Genomic DNA, 24,661 nt, shown 5'->3' on the forward strand with positions numbered 1-24,661 from the left:
AGCATGAGTGGGCTAAAGCATTGCAAGGCGCTCTATCTCTACTCACAGATTGTCATGACTGGACTGAGCCGCCCCTAGTTTAGTAGGCGCTTTAACGGGCCGCTTTTGGCCGATTTTTGCCTATCGCCACCGAGCGCTATGGGTCGTTCCCTGCCGGTCGTAGTTACGAAGCGTGCTGGCAAAATCCGAGGCGATCCGTGTTCAGATCGAATGCAAAAGGGTGGTCAGATCCGTGCAATTACCCACTATGGACATCACACTCACGGAAAGGGTGATTTGCGTAGCGTTCCTGTGCCAGCGAAAGCCAGTGCGGCCTGCTCATTAAATTTATCTAAATTACTGTCCAAGAGGTCATCAAGATTTAGCACTCGATGGTGTGCGATCCCTAATCGGGCCCGCGCCTTCTGCACCTCGGAGAAGTAGAAACATGTGGATTTGATGGCGATAGCCATTGCAGGGCGAATGGAGATCTTTTGGACTTCCAGATGCGCAACATCCTTGTCTCGATATTTCCTCATCTGCCCCCAGTAATGCGTCCATTCTTCTTCTGATACACCTAAAGTCTCCAGCAGCCGCTGCTTGAAGGTGGAATCTTCACTACAGACGTTCGTCCAGTGCAGCTCGTCGCGCTTGTTTCCGAATAGATGGCACCAATCGAGAACTGCTAAGTCCATAGCGTTCTGGCTAACCTCACGCCAAAATTTGTTCATGACACCACGCGACTCCTCTTGGGTTGTGAAGGTCATTGCAATCTTTGAGGCGAAACTTGTGCATGTCCTTTCAGCTGCTGCGAATAGGCTCCACTTATCCATGCTTTTTCCTTTACTGATCGATCAAACCTGACAGGGGCAGGCGATTCATTGTCGCAATGGTATCTGTACTGTGAGCAAGCTCCCACCAGGTAAACGCACGTTCTGTTCGCACTTACTCGTCACTCTGGCGTCAGTCCGTGATGTCTACGCATTATCCAGCGGTCGCGGACAAAATATTCGAGAATACAGCTCTATTGCTGTGGCAGCTTGTCGGTGCATGACGGCTGAAAAAAGGCTCCCGAAATTGCGCCTTAAGCCATCCTGTAAATGCCTTTGTGACATTATTTTGCTGAGTCGCTTTTTGCCACCTCTCCAAGCCGCACCGAATGGGGCCTTCCTCAGGAACCTTGTTTTTATCCCAACGACGCCTGTAAAACAGGGTTATAAATAGCGCAGTGTGACATTTGACTGAGGAGGCACTGTGAAGTCAGACAGAGTACAAGCAGTAATGGAACACTGGGGACCCTGTTTGAGCAACATCTTGGCGGAGGAATTGGTTAGACGATATGGCGTGAGTCCTACCAATGCCAGGCAGTTGATCAAGCGGTCTTCAGCTAAGCGCCTGAAAGGAATCAGCTTCCCGCATCGTTCTTCTTTCGTGTATCTGATCGGCCAATATGGTTCGCAGATTTTCTTCGACAGACTCGTCGAGGCACTAAAGAGCACTAACCACGCTTGCGGATTTGGCTTGGCGGCTCTCAGGGATCGTGGCGGCGTGCTGCCCATTGATCATTTCAAAATTGCCTGCGGTGCACCCAAGCTTCAATCCAAGCAGTTGAATGCTGACAGGGTCCTGGAGCAATTGCTCGCCTCGAACCTGATCAAGCGCGTTGATTTGGTAGGTATCGGGGAATGTATCGCCCTTGCCAGCTTCACAGATGAAGACGAGCAACTCGCGATCCTGGATCTCAATGCCCGAATGAAGGTTGAAGCAATGGCGTTGAATGCCGTTCGGGACTGGGCTCGGCGTCTCGGTATTGGAAGCTGGAACCAGATACGAGTCCGTGGAGAGGGAAGTATCCCATCCGCCGGACCAAATTACTGGGATCTATCGGCCCCCTCTTACCTCCATCCTTTGCTCGGATCGACCGGTAGTGGCACGGACACGAAGCCAAAGCCTGGCTCTTTCGTGTGTGATATCTATTTAGGCGAAATGTTGACTACAGATGCCGCCAAGGCCTTCATCAAGAAATGCCTGAACGTCCGGGTATTCAGCAAGGTGGCCCCCGTCCTCCAGATGTTCCTGGCAGAGTCATATGACAAAGACGCAGTGCGCGCTATACGGGCCAATGGAGCAATCGCGGCAACTCTTGACTCCTTGCTGGGGACTGATGTCGCTCAGGCCCTTCACGAACTGGCCTCGGTTCTGAAAGCCACCGCCCTCAACATGGGAAGCCCCGAGAAAATCGATTTGCTGTTCAACGCTTTGGGCAGAATTGAAGGTGCAGAAGGGACCCTTCGTGGATGCCTTTTCGAATATCTCTGCGCGCAGTTGGCCGATGAGTGCTATCGCAAGCCTTACATCAGCATCAACAAGCTGGTACGCGCTTCAGATGGTGCACGGGCGGAGATCGACGTGCTTGTCGAGGTGGGTAACACCGAGGTGGTATTCATCGAGTGTAAGGGACATCTACCCACTGGACAGGTAGATGATGCGGAGGTCGAGAAATGGCTGAAAAAACGCCTGCCTGTGCTGCGCGACTTCGCCAAGCATGAAGAGGGTTTTAGCAAGGTCAAACAGACCTTCGAGCTGTGGACAAACGCGGCCCTCAGCCCCGCTTCGAAAGCACTCATCGAACAAGAAAACGAGAAAACTACTCGATATTCGATTGCCTGCCGAGAAGGCACTGAGCTTCTCGACATGATCAAGGAGTCAGGAAACAAATCGCTACTCAAAACCTACAAGCAACATTTCTCGAATCACCCCATGGCAGTAATCGCCAGACAGAAGACCAACCGCAAGAAAAGTAGCGAACCGGCTCACGAGTTTGATTAGGTTAATCGGGGGCCTGCCTGGACGTGGGGTGTACGTGAGGCAGGCAAGCCAGGCAGCACCAAGTACGAGTACTGCCGGATGCATTGACTCAATGTTTCATGTTTATGGCTCACTTGCCTTTGCGAGGGAAGTGCGAAAATACCTGCGCCATCTGAGTCAAGGATTCAACAAGCGTTTCCAACATCTGACGGCCCTGCATCACTGGGTCGTCTTGCCGATTGATTCCGGCCAGCGTGAAGGCCGCCGCGAACTCTGAGGATGGCAAATGAGCGTCCGCCTGCCTCAGCTCGTTGATACCCACCAATACCTTCGTCAAAGCTCTGGCTTCATCCAGACTCACGCTGTTCTGCAACGCAGCCTCCAGGTGCTTGACCGAGCCCGGTTTCATTTTGCCTGGCGGAGAAGTGAGCACCAACAAAGCGTCTCCGTCCAGCGATTCAACGGACACCCTAGCCAAATCCTTGGCGAGTTCGAGCACGCCCGTTGGTTCTAACGCCCGGAACCGATGAATTCTGCGGAAGATGTCATCAATCGCGTGGTGTGCCCGGAACAACCGTCGTCCCGCCAGCCTCTCAAACTCTGCATTGAGTGCATCGTAAGCAGGACGCAGCTCCGTTTCAGGAGCTTTAGTGTCTGCAGGCATCGCCTTGGCCTGGGACGCCAGCAACTCCGCTGAGACACCGCCATCTGGTGCGACATTTGCTCCTGCCCATACCCGCTGCTGCCACAGAGGAAGCTGGCCAATGTCCTTGGCAAACACGTTGAGCAAGCCGAGGTCATTCAGCCCGAAATGAACGCTATACCCACGCGAGATGCCGATGACGCCGGTATCTCTAGTAAACCATCGCAGCGATGAACCTCGATAACTGCCAAGAAGCGCGGTGACGTTGGGACGGAACCATAACCAGCGGCTGCCGTTTCCAAGTTCATCACCACTTAAACGCTCACCGGAGCCATCAACCGCAAAATCCACACGCGTGAGCGGTGCCTCGCCTAGCACACGTTCGCTGACCCGCCCAGGTTCGACGACCTCGGTTTTCCACAGCTCGCCGCTTAAGCGATGCAGCTTCTTTCCTTGATGCTTAACCGTCCATGATTTAGAAACGACGGAGTCATCGTTCGGAAATCCTGCGATCGGCACCTCATCATCACTATCGATATCGGTCCGAGAGGCATGGAAAAAACCGGTGGAAGAGCCAAACGGCATTCCACCTTCGTGTATTGGCAGGTTGATACCCTCCCACCGGCTCTCACCCTCCCCATCCTCCATATGTTCTGAAGCCCAGTCGATGTGGGCGATATCTGCCACCACCTGACTGCGGCTCCGATAGCTCGATACCAACAGGTACATGCCCCTCGCTTTCAGATAATCCCGAAGGTGCTCAGTACGCACCTCCAACATCACGGGGCGATCGTCTTTGTTGCGCTTGAGCCTCGCCACCTCGTAGAAGCCCTCCACTGGCCGCACCCAACTGTCACCCTGTCGCTGCAACCCCAAAGAGATCACAAAGTCCTGGTGCAGGTGCCATTCGTTGGTAGCCTCTCCATCGAAACTCTGTTCTATCACCAGCCCGGTGCCGACCGCATTGGAGCGATGGCTTCCCCAATCACCTGCCCAGTAGTAAGTGGTGATTCGCTTTGGCTCTGTTTGTTTAACGGGTTCTGCGGAGTTAGCTGGATTTGCTTGTTCGGTTTCTTTCGCTTGTACGTTTAAAGCGAGATGTAGACGAGTGAAAGGCAGGCGGATCGAAGCAAGCGTGTTGGCCTGCACGGTCTGAGCAGAATGTACCCTCTGCCCTTCAAGTCGCTCAGCATCCGTCAACGCGATTGAACCGGGGCTATCCTCGGGCCAGACGTATTTCGTCTCATGACCACCTCCGTACGAGTTTCCGCAACCTATATCGTCCCAACCCAGCGTTTTTGATTCCTCACGATGCTCAAGCTCGAACATGACCGAGCCAACCCCGAAATATTCTTCGAGATAACCCTCGTAGCCTGACTGCCCCTCCCTGTGAAGAATGGAGTCAGCGCGAAGTGAAATCCAAGCGTTCTGAGCCATGGGGGATTTACGGTGCTTGGCCATTTCAAACCAAGCCTGCGATCTCCGCTCCGCAGTTTTAGGTATCACTGCCACAACTGCTCTTGCCCCTGAATGCTCTTTCAGTACCAACACCACGACCATTTCGCGCGAGTGGTCGATGGTATCCAATCGTTTACGCACCGCCTCCCGTGTTACTTCAGGCGGGATCAATTGATCTATCGTCTCGGCAGGAAAAAACGCCCCAGGATTCGCGGAGCCGTTCGTGTCTGAATGCCATAGGAAGTAACCAGGGCCTTCAGCGGTCACCTGCTCCATGCGGCTGATATCGCTCCATGCACTGCGCCAATTCTCCAGGATCGCCACGACTTTATCTTCCATGTCCTGGCTCGTGTTTTGGCGCTTGGTCTGACTCTTGTCCTCGGAGGCGCCCGTGTCCATGGTCGCTACCCCGTTATCCTGATCCTTGTTCATTAGCCCCTCGCCCTTGTCCGCTGTCTGTGGTGCCTATGGCCTTTGAGAAGCTTTATACACGGCACAAGCTGGGCAATGTATCGAAGTTACGAGGAGCGGGCCCTAGCCATGAGAGAGGACGTTGAGTGATTGAAGACAGAGGCACGGGGAGAAGGGGAGCAGGAACAGATATGCGAAAGGGTGGTGACTTAGGAGCGATTAATACAGAGGAAGCTCGGGCCTAAATTGACAAAATTTCATGTTTTTTTGGTGCAAATGGCAAAACGTGGAATTCGTCAAAAATCAGCAGCCCCACGCCTTCCAGCGCCGGATCATCCTGCAAGCGCCGGGTGAGGATGCCTTCGGTGACGACTTCGATACGGGTGTTAGGGCCGACCTTGCTGTCCAGCCGGATGCGATAACCCACGGTTTCGCCGACCTTCTCGCCCAGCTCACTGGCCAGCCGCTCCGCCGCCGCCCGCGCCGCCAACCGGCGCGGTTCGAGCATCAGGATGGTCTGCCCGGCCAGCCACGGCTCATCGAGCAAGGCCAGAGGCACGCGGGTGGTTTTACCGGCACCGGGCGGCGCTTCGAGCACGGCTTCGTGGCGTGTCGCGAGGGCTTCACGCAGGGCGGGTAAAACTTCATCGATCGGCAAAGAAATCATGCTGGCTCCAAAACAGAGGGCCGAGTATAACGGCGAACTGCCGGGCGTTCGTCAGGGTCTTAATTCATAACGACGACGTTTCGTTTTGAAGTTACTTAGGAGATTTCATATGCGTGTTCCCTTTCGCCTGATTGGCGGTGTATTGATCGCGAGCCTGCTGACCCAGATCACCGCATGCGGTTCGATTTTCTACCCGGATCGCCGGGGCCAGATCGACGGCAAGATCGACCCGGCCATCGCCGTGCTCGATGCCGTGGGCCTGCTGTTCTACATCATCCCCGGCCTGATCGCGTTTGCCGTGGACTTCGCCACCGGCGCGATTTACTACGCACCGGGCGAAACCGCACAAGTGGCGCCGGAAAAACTCAAGGAAGCCATCGGTGCCGACGGCAAGGTCGATAACCTCAAGTTGCAGACTATTCTGGAGCGTGAAACGGGCCGCCGCTTCCCGCTGGACGATCCACGTCTGATCCAGCACAAGGGCAGCACCCAGCAACTGGCCCTGTTGGGCCTGCAACCGGCCGCGTAATCGCATAAGGAAAAAGCCGCACTCATGATTTCCAGCTCCGAACACGCCCGCTTGCTGCGGCTGGCGACCCGTGCCTCGGTGGCGGTCGCCTGTACGCTGATCATCGCCAAAGCCATCGCGTGGTGGTTGAGCGGTTCGGTGAGCATGCTCGCCGGACTCACCGACTCGGCCCTCGACGGCGTGACATCCCTGCTTAACCTGCTGGCCGTGCACTATGCCTTGCGCCCCGCCGATGACGATCATCGCTACGGCCATGGCAAGGCAGAATCACTGGCTGGCATGGCCCAGGCGCTGTTCATTGGCGGCAGTGCGGTGCTGATTGCGTTGCAGGCATTCGAACGGCTCAAGCACCCGGAACCGGTGGGCGCACCGCTGATCGGCATCGCGGTGATTGTGTTCTCGCTGGGCCTGACCCTGGTGCTACTGGCGGTGCAGCATCGGGTGGTCAAGGCCACCGGCTCCAACGCGGTGCGCGCCGACTCCCTGCATTACCGTTCGGACCTGCTGCTCAACGGCAGCATTCTGGTGGCGCTGGTGCTGGCCGGGATTGGCTGGCATCAGGTCGATGCCTGGTTCGGCCTGGGCATCGCCGCGTACATCCTCTGGAGCGCAGTGCAAATCGCCCGGGAAAGTTTTGCGGTGCTGATGGATGAAGAACTGCCGCCCGATGTCAGCCAGCACATGCTCGAACTGGCGTGCAGCGTGCCGGGCGTTTTAGGCGCCCATGACCTGCGCACGCGGATTTCCGGCAACCAGTGGTTCGTGCAGCTGCATCTGGAGTTGCCCGGGGAACTGACCTTGTCAGTGGCCCACGGCATCAGCGACCAGGCCGCCGATGCGATCCACGCCGCCTACCCGCGAGCCGAAGTGCTGGTGCACGCCGACCCGCAGGAAGTGGTGAAAGCCGCCAGGGCTCAGAAACTCACTTGATAGCCGCGACTGCTCAGGCAATTGCCCTGCGCCTGGCGGTAGGTTTGCACCACTGACGGGTCAGGTTGATAGGTCGCGGTTCGCGGATCGAAGCCACTCTGCTGCACCGCGTACTGATAGCACTCGTAACCATCCTGATTGACCCGCTCCTGCGACTGCCCGTTGGCCGGATACGCAACGACGTCATAACCATTGCTGGCCGGTTGCGGCTGCTGTTGTGGCTGCACGGTGCCGAGTGGCGGCTCGACCACTTCGTAATCCTGAGTGCTCTCCTGCCAGGCGTAATACGAACCCGCCGCGAGGAACAGCACCGACCCACCGATCAAGACCTGCTCGGCGTAGTCCGGCAAATAGCGGACCCGAATCCCGCGCGGAGGCTCGACCACCACATAGCGTGGGCCCAACGGGCGATACCAATAGCCGCCGGAATAGTAGTAATCCATGCCCCGGTATGGGACGCGATAGTCGCGATCCGGGAAGCGGTCGATCACATGCCCTGGCCGATACTGCGGTCCTGGGCCCCAACCGTTGCCACGCCCTGGCCCGCGATAGTCATTGGATGGCGCGCCTATGTAGCCGTTCCAGTGCTGGTTGGGATCGTTGCGCCGCGGCTGGTCCTGATAGTAACCACGACGTGGCTGTTGAGTCTGTTGCACGGCATCGGGACGTGGCTGGATCGGCAGGTCATTGGCCGGCAGCTGCGGAGGTGGCGGTGGCGATCGAACCGGATTGTTGAAGTCGGGCTGCGGACGGTTCTGCCATTGGCCGTTGTTCTGGTTCTGGCCATTGTTTTGATGGCCGTCGCGCTCGAACTGCCGGCTGTTGTCCCCGCGAATGATGTCGTTGTTCTGCTGGCGCGGCTGATTGTTGCCGCCACGGCCCTGATTGTTGCCCTGATGACCACCGTCGCCGTGCTGCCCGCCATCGGGACCACGGTTCTGCGGCTCATCGGCGAGCGATTGCGCAGTGACACTGACACACAGCAAACCAACACCGGCCAAACGCCAGATGCGCGATCTCATGCTTTTCCTCACTGCGGCTGATGGATTCTGTAGGAGCGCGCTTGCTCGCGATGGACGCGCGTTTATTCAGAAAGCACGCGTCATCGTTAACGCCCATCGCGAGCAGGGCTCGCGCCTACAATTAAGCGAACGGCGTTTGTCATAAGACTGGGAAAGCACAGGCCGGTTCTGCAACAGGTTATCAGTCGCGAAACTTATTTATTGAGGGCAGGCGCCGAATTCCAGGCAAGAAAAAGGGAGACCCGTCGGCCTCCCTTTGAGAACTTCGTCCGTGCTCGACGCTTTTGACGTCGGCTCACCTCACGCCGTCTTCTGGACAGTGTGTAGCTCGGGGGCCGGCTCATCCCCTGTGGGAGTGGCGACCGCAGCTGGCCTGTTTGGGCGAGCCGCACTGGACTGTTTGTCCGAGCAGTGATTCTGGTGATAAGAATAGGCTTGGAGCCCCGGCAGAGGATTGCGAAGATTGCTCAAATAAACATTACTTGCGCAATTTTTAACCCTGGATAGATAATCTGTCGCAATAGTTACAACAAGGAGCCGTTTGATGAGCAAACTCGACCGATACGACCTGAGCATTTTGGCTGAATTGCAGCGCGACGCGCGCATCTCCAATCAGGAGCTGGCCGAACGCATCGGCCTGTCGCCTTCACCCTGCTCACGTCGGGTCAAGCAGCTGGAAGACGACGGCTACATTTCCCGCCAGGTCGCACTGCTCGACCGCAAGATGCTGGGGCTGAGCCTGACGGCCTATGTGCTGATCGGCATGGACCGGCATACCCCAGAACGTTTCGAGAACTTCGAAGCCGCCATTCGGACCTTGCCACAGGTGCTCGAATGCAGCCTGGTGACCGGGATGGACGCCGACTATCAGCTCAAGGTCGTGGTGCCGGACATGGACCACTATCAGAAACTGCTGCTGGGGCACCTGACGCGGATTGAAGGGGTGACCAGTGTGCGCTCGAGCTTTGTGTTGAACCAGGTGTTGAACAGCACCGAACTGCCTTTGACTCATCTGCGTAGCTGATGGCGCCTTCGCGAGCAGGCTCGCTCCCACAGGGATCTCACATGTACTGAAGATCCATTGTGGGAGCGAGCCTGCTCGCGAAGGGACCCACACAGGCGACGAATAGCTGCGACACACCGCCGCAGGCCCGCACTGCACGCACCCTCCATGCCTTATACTCCAGCGCCTTTTAGCCCCGCCCGCGCTGGAGATGTCCAATGGATCCTGCAGTATTCGAAGAGTGGATGATGACCGGACTGGTCAGCATCCTGATCATTTTCATGGGTTTCATCGTCTGGGATCTGGCGAAGAAGTCCAAGGCCGGCCGCTTTGGATCCTTCATCCTGTTCTTCGTGCTCGGGCTGGGAGTCGCTGCATTCGTGATCAAAAGCGTGGTGATCGGTCTGATCGAAACCGGCACGTTATAAACGCGCCGGCACTTCCTTCCACTGGCCCTGATCGAGCCCTTCGAGGGTCCAGTCGCCGATCCTGACCCGTACCAGCCGTAATGTCGGCAGCCCGACCGCCGCCGTCATGCGCCGCACCTGCCGATTGCGGCCTTCGCGAATCACCAGCTCCAGCCAGCTCGTCGGCACGCTTTTGCGGAAGCGGACCGGCGGATTGCGTGGCCACAGTTCAGGCTCATCCAGCTGCCGCGCCTCGGCGGGCAGGGTCATGCCGTCATTCAACTCCACGCCATCACGCAAGCGCTGCAACTGCTCGGCGCTCGGTTCGCCTTCGACCTGCACCCAATACGTCTTGGCCAGTTTGTGCTTCGGGTCTGCAATCCGTGCCTGAAGCTGGCCGTCGTTGGTCAGCAGCAGCAACCCTTCGCTGTCACGGTCCAGGCGCCCTGCCGGGTAGATTCCGGGAATCTCGATATAGTCCTTGAGCGTCGCCCGCCCTTCGCCGTCGCTGAATTGCGTCAGTACATCGAAGGGTTTATTGAACAGGATCAGCTTCGGCTCGGTCGGTGGCGCCTTGGCGACACGGCGTGGGGCTGAGGAAGGTGATGAAGGCTTCGCGCCAGGACGGCGGGAAACGGGACGCTGGGGACGGGACATGGGAAAAGGAACATCTAACGGTCAGGGCTGCTAATGCTAGTAGCCCGACCGTTAAATGACCATCGGCAAATCAGCGGAACGGCGGTTCGTCGAAGCTGCGCAGTTTGCGCGAGTGCAGCGAATTGAGTTCGGTACGCAGCAGATCCACCGCTTCGAGACCGATCTTCAAGTGCTGGCTGACCGCGCGTTCATAGAAGGCGTTGGCCGAACCCGGCAGCTTGATTTCGCTGTGCAACGGCTTGTCGGAAACACAGAGCAACGTGCCGTACGGCACCCGCAAACGATAACCCTGGGCAGCGATGGTGCCGCTTTCCATGTCCACCGCCACGGCGCGGGACAGGTTGATCAATGGACGCTCCTGGGCCCAGCGCAGCTCCCAGTTGCGGTCGTCGTAAGTCAGTACGGTGCCGGTGCGCAGGCGTTTCTTCAGTTCGTCGCCTTTTTCGCCGGTGATGTTCGCCGCCGCTTGCTGCAACGCCATCTGCACTTCGGCCAGGGCCGGGATCGGAATGTTTGGTGGAACAACGCGGTCGAGAATCCCGTCGCGACGCATGTAAGCGTGCGCCAGTACGTAGTCCCCGATGGTCTGCGACTGACGCAAGCCGCCGCAGTGACCGATCATCAACCAGCAATGCGGTCGCAGCACGGCCAGGTGGTCGGTGATGTTCTTGGCGTTGGACGGACCGACGCCGATGTTCACCAGCGTCACGCCGTGGCCATCGCTGGCGATCAGGTGATAGGCCGGCATCTGGTAACGGTGCCAGACCACACCGGCGGCAATCGCCGAGGCTTCGCCGTGGTCCATGCTCTTTTCAATGATCACGTTGCCCGGCAATACCATGCGCACGAAACGCGGATCGCTGCGCAACTGCTCCAGGCCATGGACGATGAATTGGTCGACGTAGCGGTGATAGTTGGTCAGCAGGATCCATGGCTGCACATGGCGCCAGTCGCTGCCGGTGTAATGCACCAGACGACGCAGGGAGAAATCCACCCGTGCGGCGTCGAACAACGCCAACGGCAGCGGATCGGTGTTTTCCCAATCGTACAGGCCATCGGCAATGCCATCGGACGCCGCCGACAAGTCGGTACTCGGGAAGACCCGGGCCAGCACGGCAGCCGTGACGCCGGAGCCGGCCAGTTCATCGCCCTGCTCGACCACGTACGGATAAGGAATGTTCTGTTCACTGACACCGACTTCCACGGTTACGGTGAAGTCGTGCATCAACGGCACCAGCTGTTCCAGCAGGTACTTACGGAAAGCGGTGGGATGAGTGACGGTGACCCTGTAGGTGCCTGGCAGCTGGACCTTGGCATACGCGCGGGTGGTCTGCGGGACTTCGCCCTGGCAGTGGTAGGTCAGACGCAATTCGGGATAACGAAACATCGCCCGCTGCTCGGCGTCCGGCTCGACGCGATCCTTGAGATAGCGCTTGAGCGCCTGACTCAGCGCGGTGGTTGCACGATTGTGCAAGAGCGCAAGCCGATCCACGGCTTGCTCGGCGGTTTGAACGACAATAAAAGCTTCGGTCACGATCAGCATCCTGTGTTCTGACTTGCAGAGCTTCATCTTGCCTGCATCGTCGCTTCACGGGAACAGTGGTGACACAAATGCCGGACTCACCGCCGTACCAATGTGGGAGCGGGCTTGCTCGCGAAGGCGATGGCACATCCAACATCGATGTGGCTGACAGACCGCTTTCGCGAGCAGGCTCGTTCCCACAGGGGACGGTGTTGTTCAGAAACCCTGTGGGGTTGAACGAGCAACAATCGCTTCCACATCCAGCCCACGCGGCAACGCGCCATAGACCCGCCCACCGCCATTCAGACGACTGGCAATAAACCCATCACTCACCGCCGCATTCCCCGCCTCCAGCAACAGCTTCGCCTGAAGACCCAACGCAATGTCCTCGGTCAGTTGCCGGGCGCGGTACTGAATGTCGCTGGTGTCCATGAACGCCGCCTGCAACTGGCTGATGTGCGCCGCCAGACGCTTGTCGCCATGGCCATCGCCCAACTCGCTGAACAGCGCATCCAGTACGCCCGGCTCTTTCGACAGGGCTCGCAGCACATCGAGGCATTGCACGTTGCCGGAGCCTTCCCATGTCGAATTGACCGGAGCCTCTCGGTACAGCCTTGGCAGGATGCTGTCTTCGACATAGCCCGCACCGCCCATGCATTCGGCGGCTTCGTTGATCATCGCTGGCGCCCGTTTGCAGATCCAGTACTTGCCCACGGCCGTCACGAGTCGGGCGAATTTCGCTTCCTGCGTATCATCCAGATGATCCAGCGCCCGGCCCATGCGCAGGCTCAGGGCCAGGGCCGCCTCGCTTTCCAGCGCCAGGTCGGCCAGCACGTTTTGCATCAAGGGTTGTTCACTGAGCAACTTGCCGCCGACCCTGCGGTGGGCACAGTGATGGCTGGCCTGGGTCAGTGCCTGACGCATCAAGGCGCTGGAACCGACCATGCAATCGAAACGGGTCATGGCGACCATTTCAATGATGGTTGGCACACCGCGCCCTTCTTCGCCGACCATCCATGCCAGGGCCCCACGGAACTCCACTTCGCTGGAAGCGTTGGAGCAGTTGCCGAGCTTGTTCTTCAGGCGCTGGATGTAAAACTGATTGCGCGTGTCATCCGGGCGATGACGGGGCAGCAGAAAGCAGGTCAAACCTTTATCCGTCTGCGCCAGCGTCAGGAAGGCGTCGCACATCGGCGCGGAACAGAACCACTTGTGCCCCACCAGTTCATACGCCTGGCCAGGACCGCTGGCGCCCACCGGATAGGCCTTGGTCGTGTTGGCGCGCACATCGGTGCCGCCCTGTTTTTCGGTCATGGCCATGCCGATGGTGACACCGGCCTTATGGGCCATACCGACATTGCGTGGGTCGTATTCAGTGGCGAGAATTTTCGGCAGCCATTGGTCCGCCAGGTCCGGTTGCAGGCGTAGTGCCGGGACACTGGCGAAGGTCATGGTCAGCGGGCAGCCGCTGCCGGCCTCCGCCTGACTGTGCAAATACGTCATGGATGCCCGGGCGACGTGTGCACCGTCCTGCGGATGCGCCCAGGGCAGCGAGGTCAAGCCATGCTCGATCGCCGTGCGCATCAGTTGATGATAGGCCGGGTGAAATTCCACCAGGTCGATGCGATGGCCGTAGCGGTCGTGACTGTTGAACACCGGTTTGTTCTGGTTGGCCAGAAAGCCCGCCTCCATCAGCGGCCCACCGGCCAGTGCGCCGTAGGCTTCGATCCGCGAATCGGCCCAACCGGCCCCGAAGCGCCGCGACCATTCCTGCAAAGGCAGGTCGATGCGATACAGGTTGGCGCCGTCCAATGATGGCGGCTGGTTGGTGACTTCATGGGTTTCGGCGAACTGATGCAGGTTCATGACGGGGCTCCTTTGGTCAGCCAAGGGATTTCAGTTAAGCACCGCCCCCCGGCCGAACAAAGTGTCATATCTGCCTAACTGCCGGCGCTTTCGCCCTGTTGCGGACAGAGCACCCGGCGATAGAGTGCGGCCTGCAAGTCTTCGAATTTTACCGGTTTTTTCAAGTGATCGATCAGCGCGCCGGTCGGGCAACGCTCCCGATCCGTGCCCAGGGCGATCATTAAGACCGGCAACTCGGCGCAGCCTGGCAGTGCACGGATCTGGCAACAGACAGACACGCCATCCATCGCTGGCAACTGACAATCGAGCAGCACGGCATCAAAGGTTTCACGCCGCAGGAAATCGAGCGCGGCGGTGCCGCTGTCAGCGGTACGCACCCGGAACCCGAGTTTGAGCAACATGCCGCGCATCACCAACTGATTGATGCCGTTGTCATCCACCAGCAGCACAGTGCAGTCCTGCGGCAATCGCAAGCGCGGAAAGTCACGGGTCATCAAGGGCGCTGACGGCGGCTCGATCGCTGGAACTTCAAACTCAACGTCGAGCTGGAAGCGACTGCCACGTCCAGGTTCGGAGCGGTGCGTCAGGCGGCCGCCGAGCAATTCGACCAATTGCCGGCAGATGGCCAGGCCGACACCCAGACCGCCGTACTCGCGGGTCATCGAACCGTCGAGCTGGAAAAAACGCTGATACATCGTCGCCTCGCCCAGATCGGTGAAGCCGATGCCGGTGTCGATCACCGCGAAGGACAACGCCAGTCGCTCCGGGTTGACCGTTTTTCCAGTGACCCGCAGCGCCAAACCACCGACTCGGGTGAATTTGATGGCGTTGTCCAGCAGGCACTCCAGGCATTGCGCCAGCTTGGCACTGTCGCCATGCAAGCGATCCGGCACACCGGGTGCGACGTCGACCTTGAAGTCCAGCGACTTGCTCGACGCATTGCCTTCGAATTGCACACGCAATGCGTCGACCACGCCGCGCAAACTGAACGTCGACGGGGAAGCCTTGAGCTTGCCGGCCTGCAATTCGGTCAGGGTGAGGATGCCGTTGACCATGCGCATCATGTCCCGCGCCGATCCGGCGGCCGTTTGCTGGTACTGCTCCAGCTCCGGGTCCATGTCAACGGTTTGCATCAGTTCCAGCGAACCGATCACGCCGTTCATGGGCGTGCGCAATTCGTGGGTCAGGGTCGCGAGGAATTCGTCCTTGAGCTGGTTACTGCGCGCCAGTTGCTGGTTGAGGACTTCCAGCTTTTGCCCGGCGTCGAGCAGGGTTTGCGCCTGCTGCTCACGCATGGCATTGATGCGGTCGGCCAGGGCCAGGGAAAGCAGCGCCACTTCAATGGCCGAGCCGATCTGGCTGGAGTACATGGTCAGGAACACGTTTGGCAGGTAACCCAGCACCATCAGGGTATTGATGATCCCGCCGAGCAAAAACGCCGACCAGGCAATGATGAAATAACGCGCGACCCGCAGCCCGCGCAGCCAGGCGAAAAGCCCCGCCGCAAAAATCACCACGGTGAAGATGAGCGCCAGGGCTGTCGCCAGGCGCAAGGCCAGGGCATAACTGGTCATCAGCGACAGCCCGACCACCAGGGCACTAAACACCACGAGGACCAGCAACAAACGGTCAAGCCAGCGACTGTGAGTGGCCGTCTGCAGGAAGCTGCGGGCGAACTGACTGCCGAACAGCCCGGCACAGCCAATGAAAAACGGCGTCGCGGCATTGGCCCACCAGGGGTTGTCCGGCCAGAAGTACTGCACGGCCGCACCGTTCACCGAGAGCTGATACAAGCCGAACGAGGCGATGTAGAAGATGTAATAGAGATAACTGGTGTCTCGCACACTCAGGTAAATGAACAGGTTGTAAACCAGCATTCCCAGCAATACGCCGTAGATCAGCCCCAGCACGTAAAGCCTGACCGGCTGCGCTTCGAGGTACGCGGTGCTTGACCACAAAGTGACCGGCGCCTGGATCGAGCCCTGGCTTTGCAGGCGCAGATAGAGGGTTTGCGATTGGTCAGGGGTGAAGTCCAGATTGAACAGGTAGTTGTTCTGGCGGATCTCGCGACTGGCGAATGGCAAGGCATCGCCGGTCTGGCGAACCAATTGATAGTTTCCGCTCGCATCGGGGGAGTACAGGTCAAGGTGATCGAGGGGCGGATAGGCCAGTTCCAACAGCCAGGTACGCTGCGCGGCCGGGTTGGTGGGGCGGTAGTGCAGATCGATTTTCAGCCAGAACACCGAGCGCGAATACCCGGCGTTGAGGGTGGCTCTGTCATGTGGCTTGAAGTTGCCGGACGCGGCTTGCGCGCGCACATCCGCGATCGTCGCCTGACCCGCGGCGTCTTCGAACACTTGCAGGGTCCGGCCCAGGGGCAGGCTTTGAGTGAACTCATCGAACTCGACGGCGTTCGCCAAGAGGGGCAAACACAACAGCAACATCAGCAAATAGCGCATTTATGCCCCAGCGTGGCCTGTCCGGTCCTGTCAGGAAGCCCCCCATTCCTTTTGAGTAGACGTAAAACCGGTGTTACCTGTTATTAGTTTGGATCCACTCTAGCATAGCCGTTGATGGCCATTGAGCACTACAGAAATTTTTCCTACAAAGGCTCTAGAACGGGCGTTCCAGCGAAGATTATTGAGCTAGAGCTGTTTGATGGGTCAGATTGCGAAAATGCCATAGATGTATCGGCCGGGCGGGATGACGCCCCACCCGAAAAAAGATGTTTGGTGGTAAGCTCGCGCACCATGAATATCTACAGCTCTCGCCCCGTTGTCCTCTGTCTCTCCGGCCACGACCCAAGTGGTGGCGCCGGCTTGCAGGCAGATATCGAAGCCCTGCTCGCTCAGGGTTGCCATGCGGCTCCGGCCGTCACCGCCCTGACCGTGCAAGACACCGTCAATGTCACTGACTTCCGCGTCCTGGACCGTGAGTGGGTGTTGGCCCAGGCCAATGCCGTGCTCAACGACTCCGAAGTCGCAGCCGTCAAACTGGGCATGCTCGGTTCCCTGGAAATGGTCGACACCGTTGTCGAACTGCTTTCGGCGCACCCGCATCTGCCAGTGGTCTGCGACCCGGTGCTGCGCGCCGGCGGCGGTGGACGACTGGGCAAGGATGAAGTCGGCTACGCCATGCGCGAACGCCTGCTGCCCCTGTCGATCATCGCCACCCCCAACCTCCCTGAAGCCCGAATCCTCGCCGAACTGCCAGAAGGCACCGCGGACGAGTGCGCTGAAAAACTCCTGCCGTTCGTCAAACACCTGCTGATCACCGGCGGTCATGGCGATGAAACCGAAATCCACAATCGCCTCTACAGCCGCGATGGCTTGCGCGAAACCTACACCTGCCAGCGTTTGCCCGGCAGTTACCACGGTTCCGGTTGCACCCTCGCCAGCGCCCTCGCCGGCCGTCTGGCCCAAGGGGAAAACCTCACCAGTGCCGTACAGACTGCACTTAACTACACATGGCGCACCCTGCGTGATGCCGAGCAGTTGGGCAAAGGCCAATTCGTGCCACGCCGCCTGCCACTGGACTTCTGTTCGTAACGCGATGAGGGCTGTCCGATGAAATTACGTGGCCTGTACGCCATTACCGACAGCCATCTACTGGACGGTAAATTGCTTCAGTACGTGGAGGCGGCGCTGGAAGGTGGCGTCACCCTGCTGCAGTACCGCGACAAGAGCAGCGATGAGGCTCGCCGTTTGCGTGAAGCCGAGGCCCTGCGCGACTTGTGCGAACGCTACAAGACCCCGTTGATCATCAATGACGATGCGGAACTGGCCGCGCGCCTGAATGTCGGCGTGCACCTGGGGCAGACCGACGGGCCGCTCACTCCGGCCCGCGCTTTGCTCGGCTCCAAGGCCATCATCGGTTCGACTTGCCACGCGCAACTCGAACTCGCCGAGCAGGCCGCCAGGGAAGGCGCCAGTTATGTCGCCTTCGGCCGCTTCTTCAACTCCAACACCAAACCCGGCGCCCCGACCTGCAGCCTCGAACTGCTGGACCAGGCCCGCCGGCAGTTGCACTTGCCGATCTGCGCCATTGGCGGCATCACCCTGGATAACGCCGCCCCGCTGGTGGCACACGGGGTCCATCTGCTCGCTGTGGTGCATGGCCTGTTTGGCGCCGAGAGCACGGCTGAAGTGACCCGCCGCGCCCGCGCATTCAACGAATTACTGAAAATCTGATTTGAGAGCCCGATCATGTCTCGTTCCGAAACCCTGTTTGCCAATGCACAGAAACACATTCCCGGCGGCGTGAATTCGCCGGTTCGCGCGTTCAAAAGCGTGGGTGGCACGCCGTTGTTCTTCAAGCACGCCGAAGGCGCCTACGTCACCGACGAAGACAACAAGCGTTATGTGGATTACGTCGGCTCCTGGGGCCCGATGATTCTCGGTCACAGTCATCCGGACGTGCTGGACGCCGTGCGCAAGCAACTGGAACACGGCTTGTCCTACGGCGCGCCAACCGAGATGGAAACCCAGATGGCGGATCTGGTCTGCTCGCTGGTGCCGTCGATGGAAATGGTGCGCATGGTCAGCTCCGGCACCGAAGCGACCATGAGCGCGATCCGTCTGGCCCGTGGTTTCACCGGTCGCGACAGCATCATCAAGTTTGAGGGCTGCTACCACGGTCATTCCGACAGCCTGTTGGTCAAGGCCGGCTCCGGCGCATTGACCCAGGGCGTGCCAAGCTCGGCCGGCGTACCGGCAGCCTTCGCCAAACACACCCTGACCTTGCCGTTCAACGACATCGACGCGGTTGAAAGCATGCTCGCCGAAGTCGGCCAGGACGTGGCGTGCATCATCGTCGAGCCTGTGGCCGGCAACATGAACTGCGTACCGCCGGCCCCTGGCTTCCTCGAAGGCCTGCGTACCCTGTGCGACAAGCATGGCGTGGTGCTGATCTTCGACGAAGTGATGACCGGTTTCCGTGTCGCCCTCGGCGGTGCCCAGGCTCACTACGGCGTAACGCCCGACCTGACCACTTTCGGCAAGATCATCGGCGGCGGCATGCCGGTGGGTTGCTTTGGCGGCAAACGCGAAATCATGTCGCGCATTGCCCCACTGGGCCCGGTTTACCAGGCGGGCACCCTGTCGGGTAACCCGCTGGCCATGGCGGCCGGCCTGACCACCCTGCGCCTGATCAGCCGCCCGGGCTTCCACGCCGAGCTGACCGACTACACCACTCGCCTGCTCGACGGCCTGCAAGTGCGTGCCGATGCCGCCGGCATTCCGTTCGTGACCACTCAAGCCGGTGGCATGTTCGGTCTGTACTTCAGCGGTGCCGACGACATCGTGACCTTCGATGACGTCATGGCCAGCGATGCCGCCCTGTTCGGCCGCTTCTTCCACCTGATGCTCGAAGGCGGTGTGTACCTGGCACCGAGCGCCTTCGAAGCCGGCTTCACCTCGATCGCCCACGGCGAAGCCGAGTTGAAACTGACGCTGGATGCCGCCGAGCGCGCCTTCGCTGCATTGAAATAAACGCCGGATCGCTGACGTTGGCCATCGCCAACGTCAGCCTTGGCCTACATTCCCACGCTTTTTCCTACTCATCTGCCAATAATCCCCTGCAAAGTGGGCGATATAGTTCCCGCGCAGCAGAAAAACGAGTAAAGACTTTGTAAGGTTGGCCCTGCTTATTTCATAATGCGCGCTTATTGGATCCCCTCGATGGGTCCGCGCGCCCTTCAGAGGTAAGTCGATTCCCATGAACCGCACCGGCCGCGCCCTTTCACTGGGCTGCCTGTTGCTCCTTCAGCCCCTGCTCGCGCTCGCACAAGCAGGCGGTAACTCGTTGTTAATCCCAGCGATGGGTCGCTGCACCCTCAATACTCAGCCGCAAGACCTGGCACAGGCACTCGCCGCCTGCCAGAAAGCGTCGGATGAAGGGGATGCACAAGCGCAATACGAGTTGGGTGAGTTCTACTACGAAGGCAAAAATGCGCCGCGCGACCTCAATCAAGCCCTGAGCTACTTCGAAAAGGCCTCGCTGCAAGGTCACGCCCAGGCACAATTCAAGCTCGGCACCATGTTCTTCCACGGCGAAGGCGTCCCGGCCAATAACGTTCAGGCGTACATCCTGCTGAAAATGGCGGCGGTCAATGGGGCGGAAGAGGCGCTGGATACGGCCGACGAAGTCACCGAGAAAATGCCCCGCCAAGAGCTGGAAGTGGCCACCCAGGTGCTTGGGCAGATTTTCCGCAAATACCTGATGGAACTGCAGAGCGCCGATGGGCGTACGCCTTTCTCGCCCCTTCCCTGATTTTCATATCGCTCTGGCTGGCCCCTTCGCGAGCAGGCTCGCTCCCACAATAGATCATCTGTGGGTGCACATTAATGTGTGCACGCGATCAACTGTGGGAGCGAGCCTGCTCGCGAAGGGAGCGACTCGGTCTAAAGGCTTACTTCTCAGGCATCGGCATCGGAAACGGCATCACATTGCCGACCGTACCGCGGGCTTCGCTGATTTTCGGTGTACCCAGACGCTCGACTTCATCGATGCGCACGATCGAGTGCATGGGCACGAAACTGCGCACGACACCTTCGAATTGCGCCTTGAGTTTCTCTTCGCTCGGATCGACGACCACTTGCGTGCGCTCGCCAAAGACGAACTCTTCCACTTCCAGGAAGCCCCACAGATCGCTCTGATAGATCTGTTTGGCGTACATTTCGAACACCTGGCCCTGGTTGAGGAAAATCACCTTGTAGATTGGAGCTTCACGTTTGGTCATGGTGGGCGAGCAACACATCGGGGAATAAAAAAGAGGGCGCGAACTATAGCATAGCCACCGGACGCGCAACGGTAGGAACCTGGGAACATGTTCCCTATAATGCGCGGTTCTTCGAATCACGTGATGACCCTTTTCCATGGCCAAGAAGCTTTACATCGAAACCCACGGTTGCCAGATGAACGAGTACGACAGCTCGCGCATGGTCGATCTGCTGGGCGAACACCAGGCCCTGGAAGTCACGGCTCGCGCTGAAGACGCCGACGTGATCCTGCTCAACACCTGCTCGATCCGTGAACGCGCCCAGGATCGCGTCTATTCGCAACTCGGCCGCTGGCGCGAATTGAAACTGGCCAACCCGGACATGGTGATTGCCGTCGGCGGTTGCGTGGCCAGCCAGGAAGGCGCCGCCATTCGCGATCGCGCGCCCTATGTCGACGTGGTGTTCGGCCCGCAGACCTTGCACCGCCTGCCGGAAATGATCGACGCTGCGCGCATCAGCAAGTTGCCGCAAGTGGACGTTTCGTTCCCGGAAATCGAAAAATTCGACCATTTGCCCGAGCCGCGCATCGATGGCCCGAGCGCTTACGTGTCGGTGATGGAAGGCTGCAGCAAGTACTGCACCTTCTGCGTGGTGCCCTACACCCGGGGCGAAGAGGTCAGCCGCCCGTTCGACGACGTGATTGCCGAGATCATTCACCTGGCCGAAAACGGTGTGCGTGAAGTGACGCTGCTGGGGCAGAACGTCAACGGCTATCGCGGTGCAACCCATGACGGACGCCTGGCCGATCTGGCCGAACTGATCCGGGTCGTTGCCGCCGTCGATGGCATTGACCGCATCCGTTACACCACCTCGCACCCGCTGGAATTCTCCGACAGCCTGATCCAGGCCCATGCCGAAGTACCTGAACTGGTGAAACACCTGCACTTGCCGGTGCAATCGGGCTCGGACCGGATCCTGGCCGCGATGAAGCGCAACCACACCGCGCTGGAATACAAATCCAAACTGCGCAAGCTGCGCGCCGCCGTGCCGGGCATTTGCATCAGCTCGGACTTTATCGTCGGTTTCCCGGGCGAGACCGAAAAAGACTTCGAACAGACCATGAAGCTGATTCAGGACGTTGGTTTCGACTTTTCCTACTCGTTCGTCTACAGCCAGCGCCCCGGCACCCCGGCCGCCGACCTGGCCGATGACACACCGGAAGAGCTGAAAAAAGAACGCCTGAATGCCCTGCAACATCGCTTGAACCAGCAAGGTTTCGAAATCAGCCGACAAATGGTCGGCTCGATCCAGCGCATCCTGGTCACCGATTATTCGAAAAAAGACCCCGGCGAGCTGCAAGGCCGCACCGAAAATAACCGTATCGTCAACTTCCGCTGTGACAATCCAACCCTGATCGGCCAGTTTGCGGATGTGCACATCGACGCGGCCCAGCCGCATTCGCTGCGGGGCTCACTGATCCAGTAACACAGCATCCCCCTGTGGGAGCGTGCCTGTTCGCGAATGCGGTTTGACATTCAACCCATGAGTCGACTGTCAGGCCGCTTTCGCGAGCAGGCTCGCTCCCACAGGGACGGTGTTTGGCGCTGGATTATTTAAGGCCTTTCGCACCCACGCCACTGGCGTTATCCTAGATTTCATCACTATTGCCCCAGGGCGGCTAAATACGACCTTGAACGCACCCATAGAACCACATCGTTTTATCCTCGAGCCTTTTGAGGCTCGCCGTTTCGCCAATCTGTGCGGGCAATTCGACGAGCATCTGCGCTTGATCGAACAGCGCCTGACCATCGAGATCCGCAACCGCGGAAACCAGTTCGAACTGATCGGCGAGCGTAAACACACCACCTCCGCGGAAAACCTCCTGCGCCGCTTGTACCGGGAAACCAAGGGTACCGAGCTGTCGCCGGACATGGTTCACCTGTTCCTGCAGGAATCCGCCGTCGAAGAGCTGGACAACCATTCCCCCGCCGACGCCGCCGTCGCCCTGCGCACCAAAAAAGGCATGATTCGCCCACGCGGCTTGAATCAGCAGCGCTACGTGAAGGAAATCCTCGGCAACGACATCAACTTCGGCATTGGCCCGGCCGGTACCGGCAAGACCTACCTGGCCGTTGCCTGCGCGGTGGATGCCCTGGAACGCGAGCAGATCCGTCGCATCCTGCTGGTACGTCCAGCGGTTGAAGCCGGGGAAAAACTTGGCTTCCTGCCAGGGGACCTCAGCCAGAAGATCGACCCGTACCTGCGCCCGCTCTACGACGCGCTCTACGAAATGCTCGGTTTCGAACACGTCGCCAAGCTGATCGAGCGCCAGGTCATTGAAGTCGCGCCGCTGGCCTACATGCGCGGCCGGACGCTGAACAACAGCTTCATCATCCTCGACGAAAGCCAGAACACCACCGTCGAGCAAATGAAGATGTTCCTGACCCGGATCGGCTTCGGCTCCACGGCCGTCATCACCGGCGATATCACTCAAGTCGACCTGCCGCGCGGCACCAAGTCCGGGCTGCACCACGTCATCGAAGTGTTGAAAGACGTGCCGGGCATCAGCTTCACGCATTTCCAGCCCAAGGACGTCGTGCGCCATCCGCTGGTGCAGCGCATCGTCGAAGCCTACGAGCGTTTCGAGACCCGTGCAGCCGGTGATGCAGCCGCCAAGGAAAGTCGCCGCGATGCTTGAGCTTGACCTGCAAATCGCAACCGAAGCCGCCGCCCCCAGCGAAGCCGAATTCCGCCAATGGTGCGAACTGGCCCTGCGCCAGCGCACCGCCGACTCCGAGATGACCATTCGCCTGGTCGACGAAGCCGAAGGCCGCGATCTGAACCACACCTGGCGGCAAAAGGATTACGCAACTAACGTCTTGTCATTCCCGGCCGATGTGCCGGACGAATTTCTCGACATTCCGTTGCTGGGCGATCTGGTGATCTGCGTCGCCGTGGTCGAGCGTGAAGCCGCCGAACAGGGCAAGGAGCTCAAGGCCCATTGGGCGCACCTGGTGATTCACGGCTGCTTGCATCTACTCGGTTACGACCATATAGAGGACGAGGAAGCCGAAGAAATGGAAGCTCTGGAACGAGAGTTGCTTGCAGAGCTGGGCTATCGCGACCCGTACGCGGACGACGAAACCGAAACATCCCCAATCATTACAACAAAGGATTCAGAGTAATCGCTATGAGCGAAGATCGATCGAGCAACGGGCAAAAGTCCTGGCTGGGTAAGCTCACCCAGGCTTTTGCCCACGAGCCGAAGAACCGCCAGGAGCTGCTGGAGCTGCTGCGCGATGCACACCAGAACAAACTGTTGGACAGCGAAGCGCTGGCCATCGTCGAAGGCGCCATCCAGGTGGCTGACCTGCAGGTCCGGGACATCATGGTCCCGCGCTCGCAGATGATCAGCATCAAGGCGACCCAGACCCCCCGCGAATTCCTGCCGGCCGTGCTCGACTCGGCCCACTCCCGCTATCCGGTGATCGGCGAAAGCCACGACGATGTGATGGGTGTCCTGCTGGCCAAGGATTTGCTGCCGCTGATCCTCAAGGAGAACGGCGACAGCTTCAACATCAAGGACCTGCTGCGTCCGGCCACGTTCGTGCCCGAATCCAAGCGCCTGAACGTGTTGCTGCGCGAGTTCCGCGCCAACCACAACCACATGGCCATCGTCATCGACGAATACGGCGGCGTGGCGGGTCTGGTGACGATTGAAGACGTGCTGGAGCAGATCGTCGGCGACATCGAAGACGAGCACGACGTCGAAGAAGACAGCTACATCAAGCCACTGCCCAGCGGTGATTTCCTGATCAAGGCCCTGACGCCGATCGAGAATTTCAACGAATTCTTCGACAGCGAATTCTCCGACGACGAGTTCGACACTGTGGGCGGCCTGGTCATGAGCGCATTCGGGCACTTGCCAAAACGCAACGAAATCACTGAAATCGGCACCTATCGTTTCCGCATTCTCAATGCCGATAGCCGTCGGATTCATCTGCTGCGACTGACCCCTATCGCCCGGTAATCATTTAAGG

At 59.1% G+C, this 24,661-nt stretch carries 21 protein-coding genes and 1 pseudogene; 13 read left to right on the forward strand and 9 right to left on the reverse strand.

Annotated features, from left to right (window positions below):
- Positions 1-260: 260 nt before the first annotated feature.
- Positions 261-812, reverse strand: a complete 552-nt coding sequence (locus HNQ83_RS04700) for a hypothetical protein (RefSeq protein WP_175387907.1) — start codon at positions 810-812, stop codon at positions 261-263.
- A 469-nt stretch (positions 813-1,281) separates the two neighbouring features.
- On the opposite strand from HNQ83_RS04700, the gene HNQ83_RS04705 reads away from it, so the two are divergent.
- Complete coding sequence (locus HNQ83_RS04705; protein WP_256668856.1) at positions 1,282-2,808, forward strand: hypothetical protein; 1,527 nt, start codon at positions 1,282-1,284, stop codon at positions 2,806-2,808.
- A gap of 109 nt (positions 2,809-2,917) precedes the next feature.
- Here HNQ83_RS04705 and HNQ83_RS04710 read toward each other — a convergent pair whose 3' ends face one another.
- Together HNQ83_RS04710 and HNQ83_RS04715 are read right to left on the reverse strand one after the other, a co-directional pair.
- A complete protein-coding gene (locus HNQ83_RS04710; RefSeq protein ID WP_175387908.1) occupies positions 2,918-5,320 on the reverse strand; it encodes a hypothetical protein in 2,403 nt (800 codons plus the stop codon).
- Between the two features lie 265 nt (positions 5,321-5,585).
- A pseudogene (locus HNQ83_RS04715) lies at positions 5,586-5,966 on the reverse strand (DEAD/DEAH box helicase); the annotation flags it as partial.
- Between the two features lie 109 nt (positions 5,967-6,075).
- Between HNQ83_RS04715 and HNQ83_RS04720 the strand changes: the two are divergent.
- Complete coding sequence (locus tag HNQ83_RS04720; RefSeq protein ID WP_175387910.1) at positions 6,076-6,495, forward strand: polyribonucleotide nucleotidyltransferase; 420 nt, start codon at positions 6,076-6,078, stop codon at positions 6,493-6,495.
- Between the two features lie 24 nt (positions 6,496-6,519).
- A complete protein-coding gene (locus HNQ83_RS04725) occupies positions 6,520-7,425 on the forward strand; it encodes a cation diffusion facilitator family transporter (RefSeq protein WP_175387911.1) in 906 nt (301 codons plus the stop codon).
- Here the strand turns inward: HNQ83_RS04725 and HNQ83_RS04730 are convergent.
- Positions 7,410-8,447: a DUF6515 family protein gene (locus HNQ83_RS04730; protein ID WP_175387912.1), complete on the reverse strand. Its 1,038-nt coding sequence runs from the start codon at positions 8,445-8,447 to the stop codon at positions 7,410-7,412. The two genes, HNQ83_RS04725 and HNQ83_RS04730, sit on opposite strands and share 16 nt — an antisense overlap.
- A gap of 544 nt (positions 8,448-8,991) precedes the next feature.
- Between HNQ83_RS04730 and HNQ83_RS04735 the strand changes: the two genes are divergently transcribed.
- Both HNQ83_RS04735 and HNQ83_RS04740 read left to right on the forward strand, forming a co-directional pair.
- Entirely contained in the window at positions 8,992-9,471 is a 480-nt protein-coding gene (locus tag HNQ83_RS04735; protein ID WP_007937367.1) for an Lrp/AsnC family transcriptional regulator, read from the forward strand.
- A 197-nt stretch (positions 9,472-9,668) separates the two neighbouring features.
- On the forward strand, positions 9,669-9,878 hold the full coding sequence (locus HNQ83_RS04740) for a DUF2788 domain-containing protein (protein ID WP_046815823.1): 210 nt from the start codon (positions 9,669-9,671) through the stop codon (positions 9,876-9,878).
- Here the strand turns inward: HNQ83_RS04740 and HNQ83_RS04745 are convergent.
- The 4 genes from HNQ83_RS04745 to HNQ83_RS04760 form a co-directional block, all read right to left on the reverse strand.
- Entirely contained in the window at positions 9,873-10,514 is a 642-nt protein-coding gene (locus HNQ83_RS04745) for a pseudouridine synthase (RefSeq protein WP_256668857.1), read from the reverse strand. The two genes, HNQ83_RS04740 and HNQ83_RS04745, sit on opposite strands and share 6 nt — an antisense overlap.
- A 70-nt stretch (positions 10,515-10,584) precedes the next feature.
- Positions 10,585-12,084: an AMP nucleosidase gene (gene amn, locus HNQ83_RS04750; RefSeq protein WP_175387913.1), complete on the reverse strand. Its 1,500-nt coding sequence runs from the start codon at positions 12,082-12,084 to the stop codon at positions 10,585-10,587.
- Positions 12,085-12,252: 168 nt separating this feature from the next.
- Positions 12,253-13,902, reverse strand: coding sequence for an acyl-CoA dehydrogenase family protein (locus tag HNQ83_RS04755; protein ID WP_175387914.1), 1,650 nt, complete (start codon positions 13,900-13,902; stop codon positions 12,253-12,255).
- Between the two features lie 74 nt (positions 13,903-13,976).
- Entirely contained in the window at positions 13,977-16,361 is a 2,385-nt protein-coding gene (locus tag HNQ83_RS04760) for a hybrid sensor histidine kinase/response regulator (RefSeq protein WP_175387915.1), read from the reverse strand.
- Between the two features lie 291 nt (positions 16,362-16,652).
- Between HNQ83_RS04760 and HNQ83_RS04765 the strand changes: the two genes are divergently transcribed.
- From HNQ83_RS04765 to HNQ83_RS04780, 4 genes are all read left to right on the forward strand, one after another.
- Positions 16,653-17,450, forward strand: coding sequence for a hydroxymethylpyrimidine/phosphomethylpyrimidine kinase (locus HNQ83_RS04765; protein ID WP_175387916.1), 798 nt, complete (start codon positions 16,653-16,655; stop codon positions 17,448-17,450).
- 18 nt (positions 17,451-17,468) lie between these two features.
- Positions 17,469-18,092, forward strand: coding sequence for a thiamine phosphate synthase (gene thiE, locus HNQ83_RS04770; RefSeq protein WP_175387917.1), 624 nt, complete (start codon positions 17,469-17,471; stop codon positions 18,090-18,092).
- Positions 18,093-18,107: 15 nt separating this feature from the next.
- Positions 18,108-19,391, forward strand: coding sequence for a glutamate-1-semialdehyde 2,1-aminomutase (gene hemL / locus HNQ83_RS04775; protein WP_175387918.1), 1,284 nt, complete (start codon positions 18,108-18,110; stop codon positions 19,389-19,391).
- Between the two features lie 226 nt (positions 19,392-19,617).
- Complete coding sequence (locus HNQ83_RS04780) at positions 19,618-20,172, forward strand: tetratricopeptide repeat protein (protein WP_150773315.1); 555 nt, start codon at positions 19,618-19,620, stop codon at positions 20,170-20,172.
- A gap of 139 nt (positions 20,173-20,311) precedes the next feature.
- Here the strand turns inward: HNQ83_RS04780 and HNQ83_RS04785 are convergent, their stop codons facing one another.
- Complete coding sequence (locus HNQ83_RS04785; RefSeq protein ID WP_024780849.1) at positions 20,312-20,641, reverse strand: DUF1820 family protein; 330 nt, start codon at positions 20,639-20,641, stop codon at positions 20,312-20,314.
- 136 nt (positions 20,642-20,777) lie between these two features.
- Between HNQ83_RS04785 and miaB the strand changes: the two genes are divergently transcribed.
- From miaB to HNQ83_RS04805, 4 genes are all read left to right on the forward strand, one after another.
- A complete protein-coding gene (miaB, locus tag HNQ83_RS04790; protein WP_175387919.1) occupies positions 20,778-22,106 on the forward strand; it encodes a tRNA (N6-isopentenyl adenosine(37)-C2)-methylthiotransferase MiaB in 1,329 nt (442 codons plus the stop codon).
- Positions 22,107-22,311: 205 nt separating this feature from the next.
- A complete protein-coding gene (locus tag HNQ83_RS04795; RefSeq protein WP_175387920.1) occupies positions 22,312-23,319 on the forward strand; it encodes a PhoH family protein in 1,008 nt (335 codons plus the stop codon).
- Entirely contained in the window at positions 23,312-23,806 is a 495-nt protein-coding gene (gene ybeY, locus HNQ83_RS04800; RefSeq protein WP_175387921.1) for an rRNA maturation RNase YbeY, read from the forward strand. Before HNQ83_RS04795 ends, ybeY begins: the two co-directional genes overlap by 8 nt.
- A 5-nt stretch (positions 23,807-23,811) precedes the next feature.
- Positions 23,812-24,651, forward strand: coding sequence for an HlyC/CorC family transporter (locus HNQ83_RS04805; protein ID WP_175387922.1), 840 nt, complete (start codon positions 23,812-23,814; stop codon positions 24,649-24,651).
- The last annotated feature ends 10 nt before the right edge of the window (positions 24,652-24,661 follow it).

Origin of the sequence: Pseudomonas sp. C2B4 (assembly GCF_013359695.1) — a bacterium.
Classification (GTDB): Bacteria; Pseudomonadota; Gammaproteobacteria; order Pseudomonadales; family Pseudomonadaceae; genus Aquipseudomonas.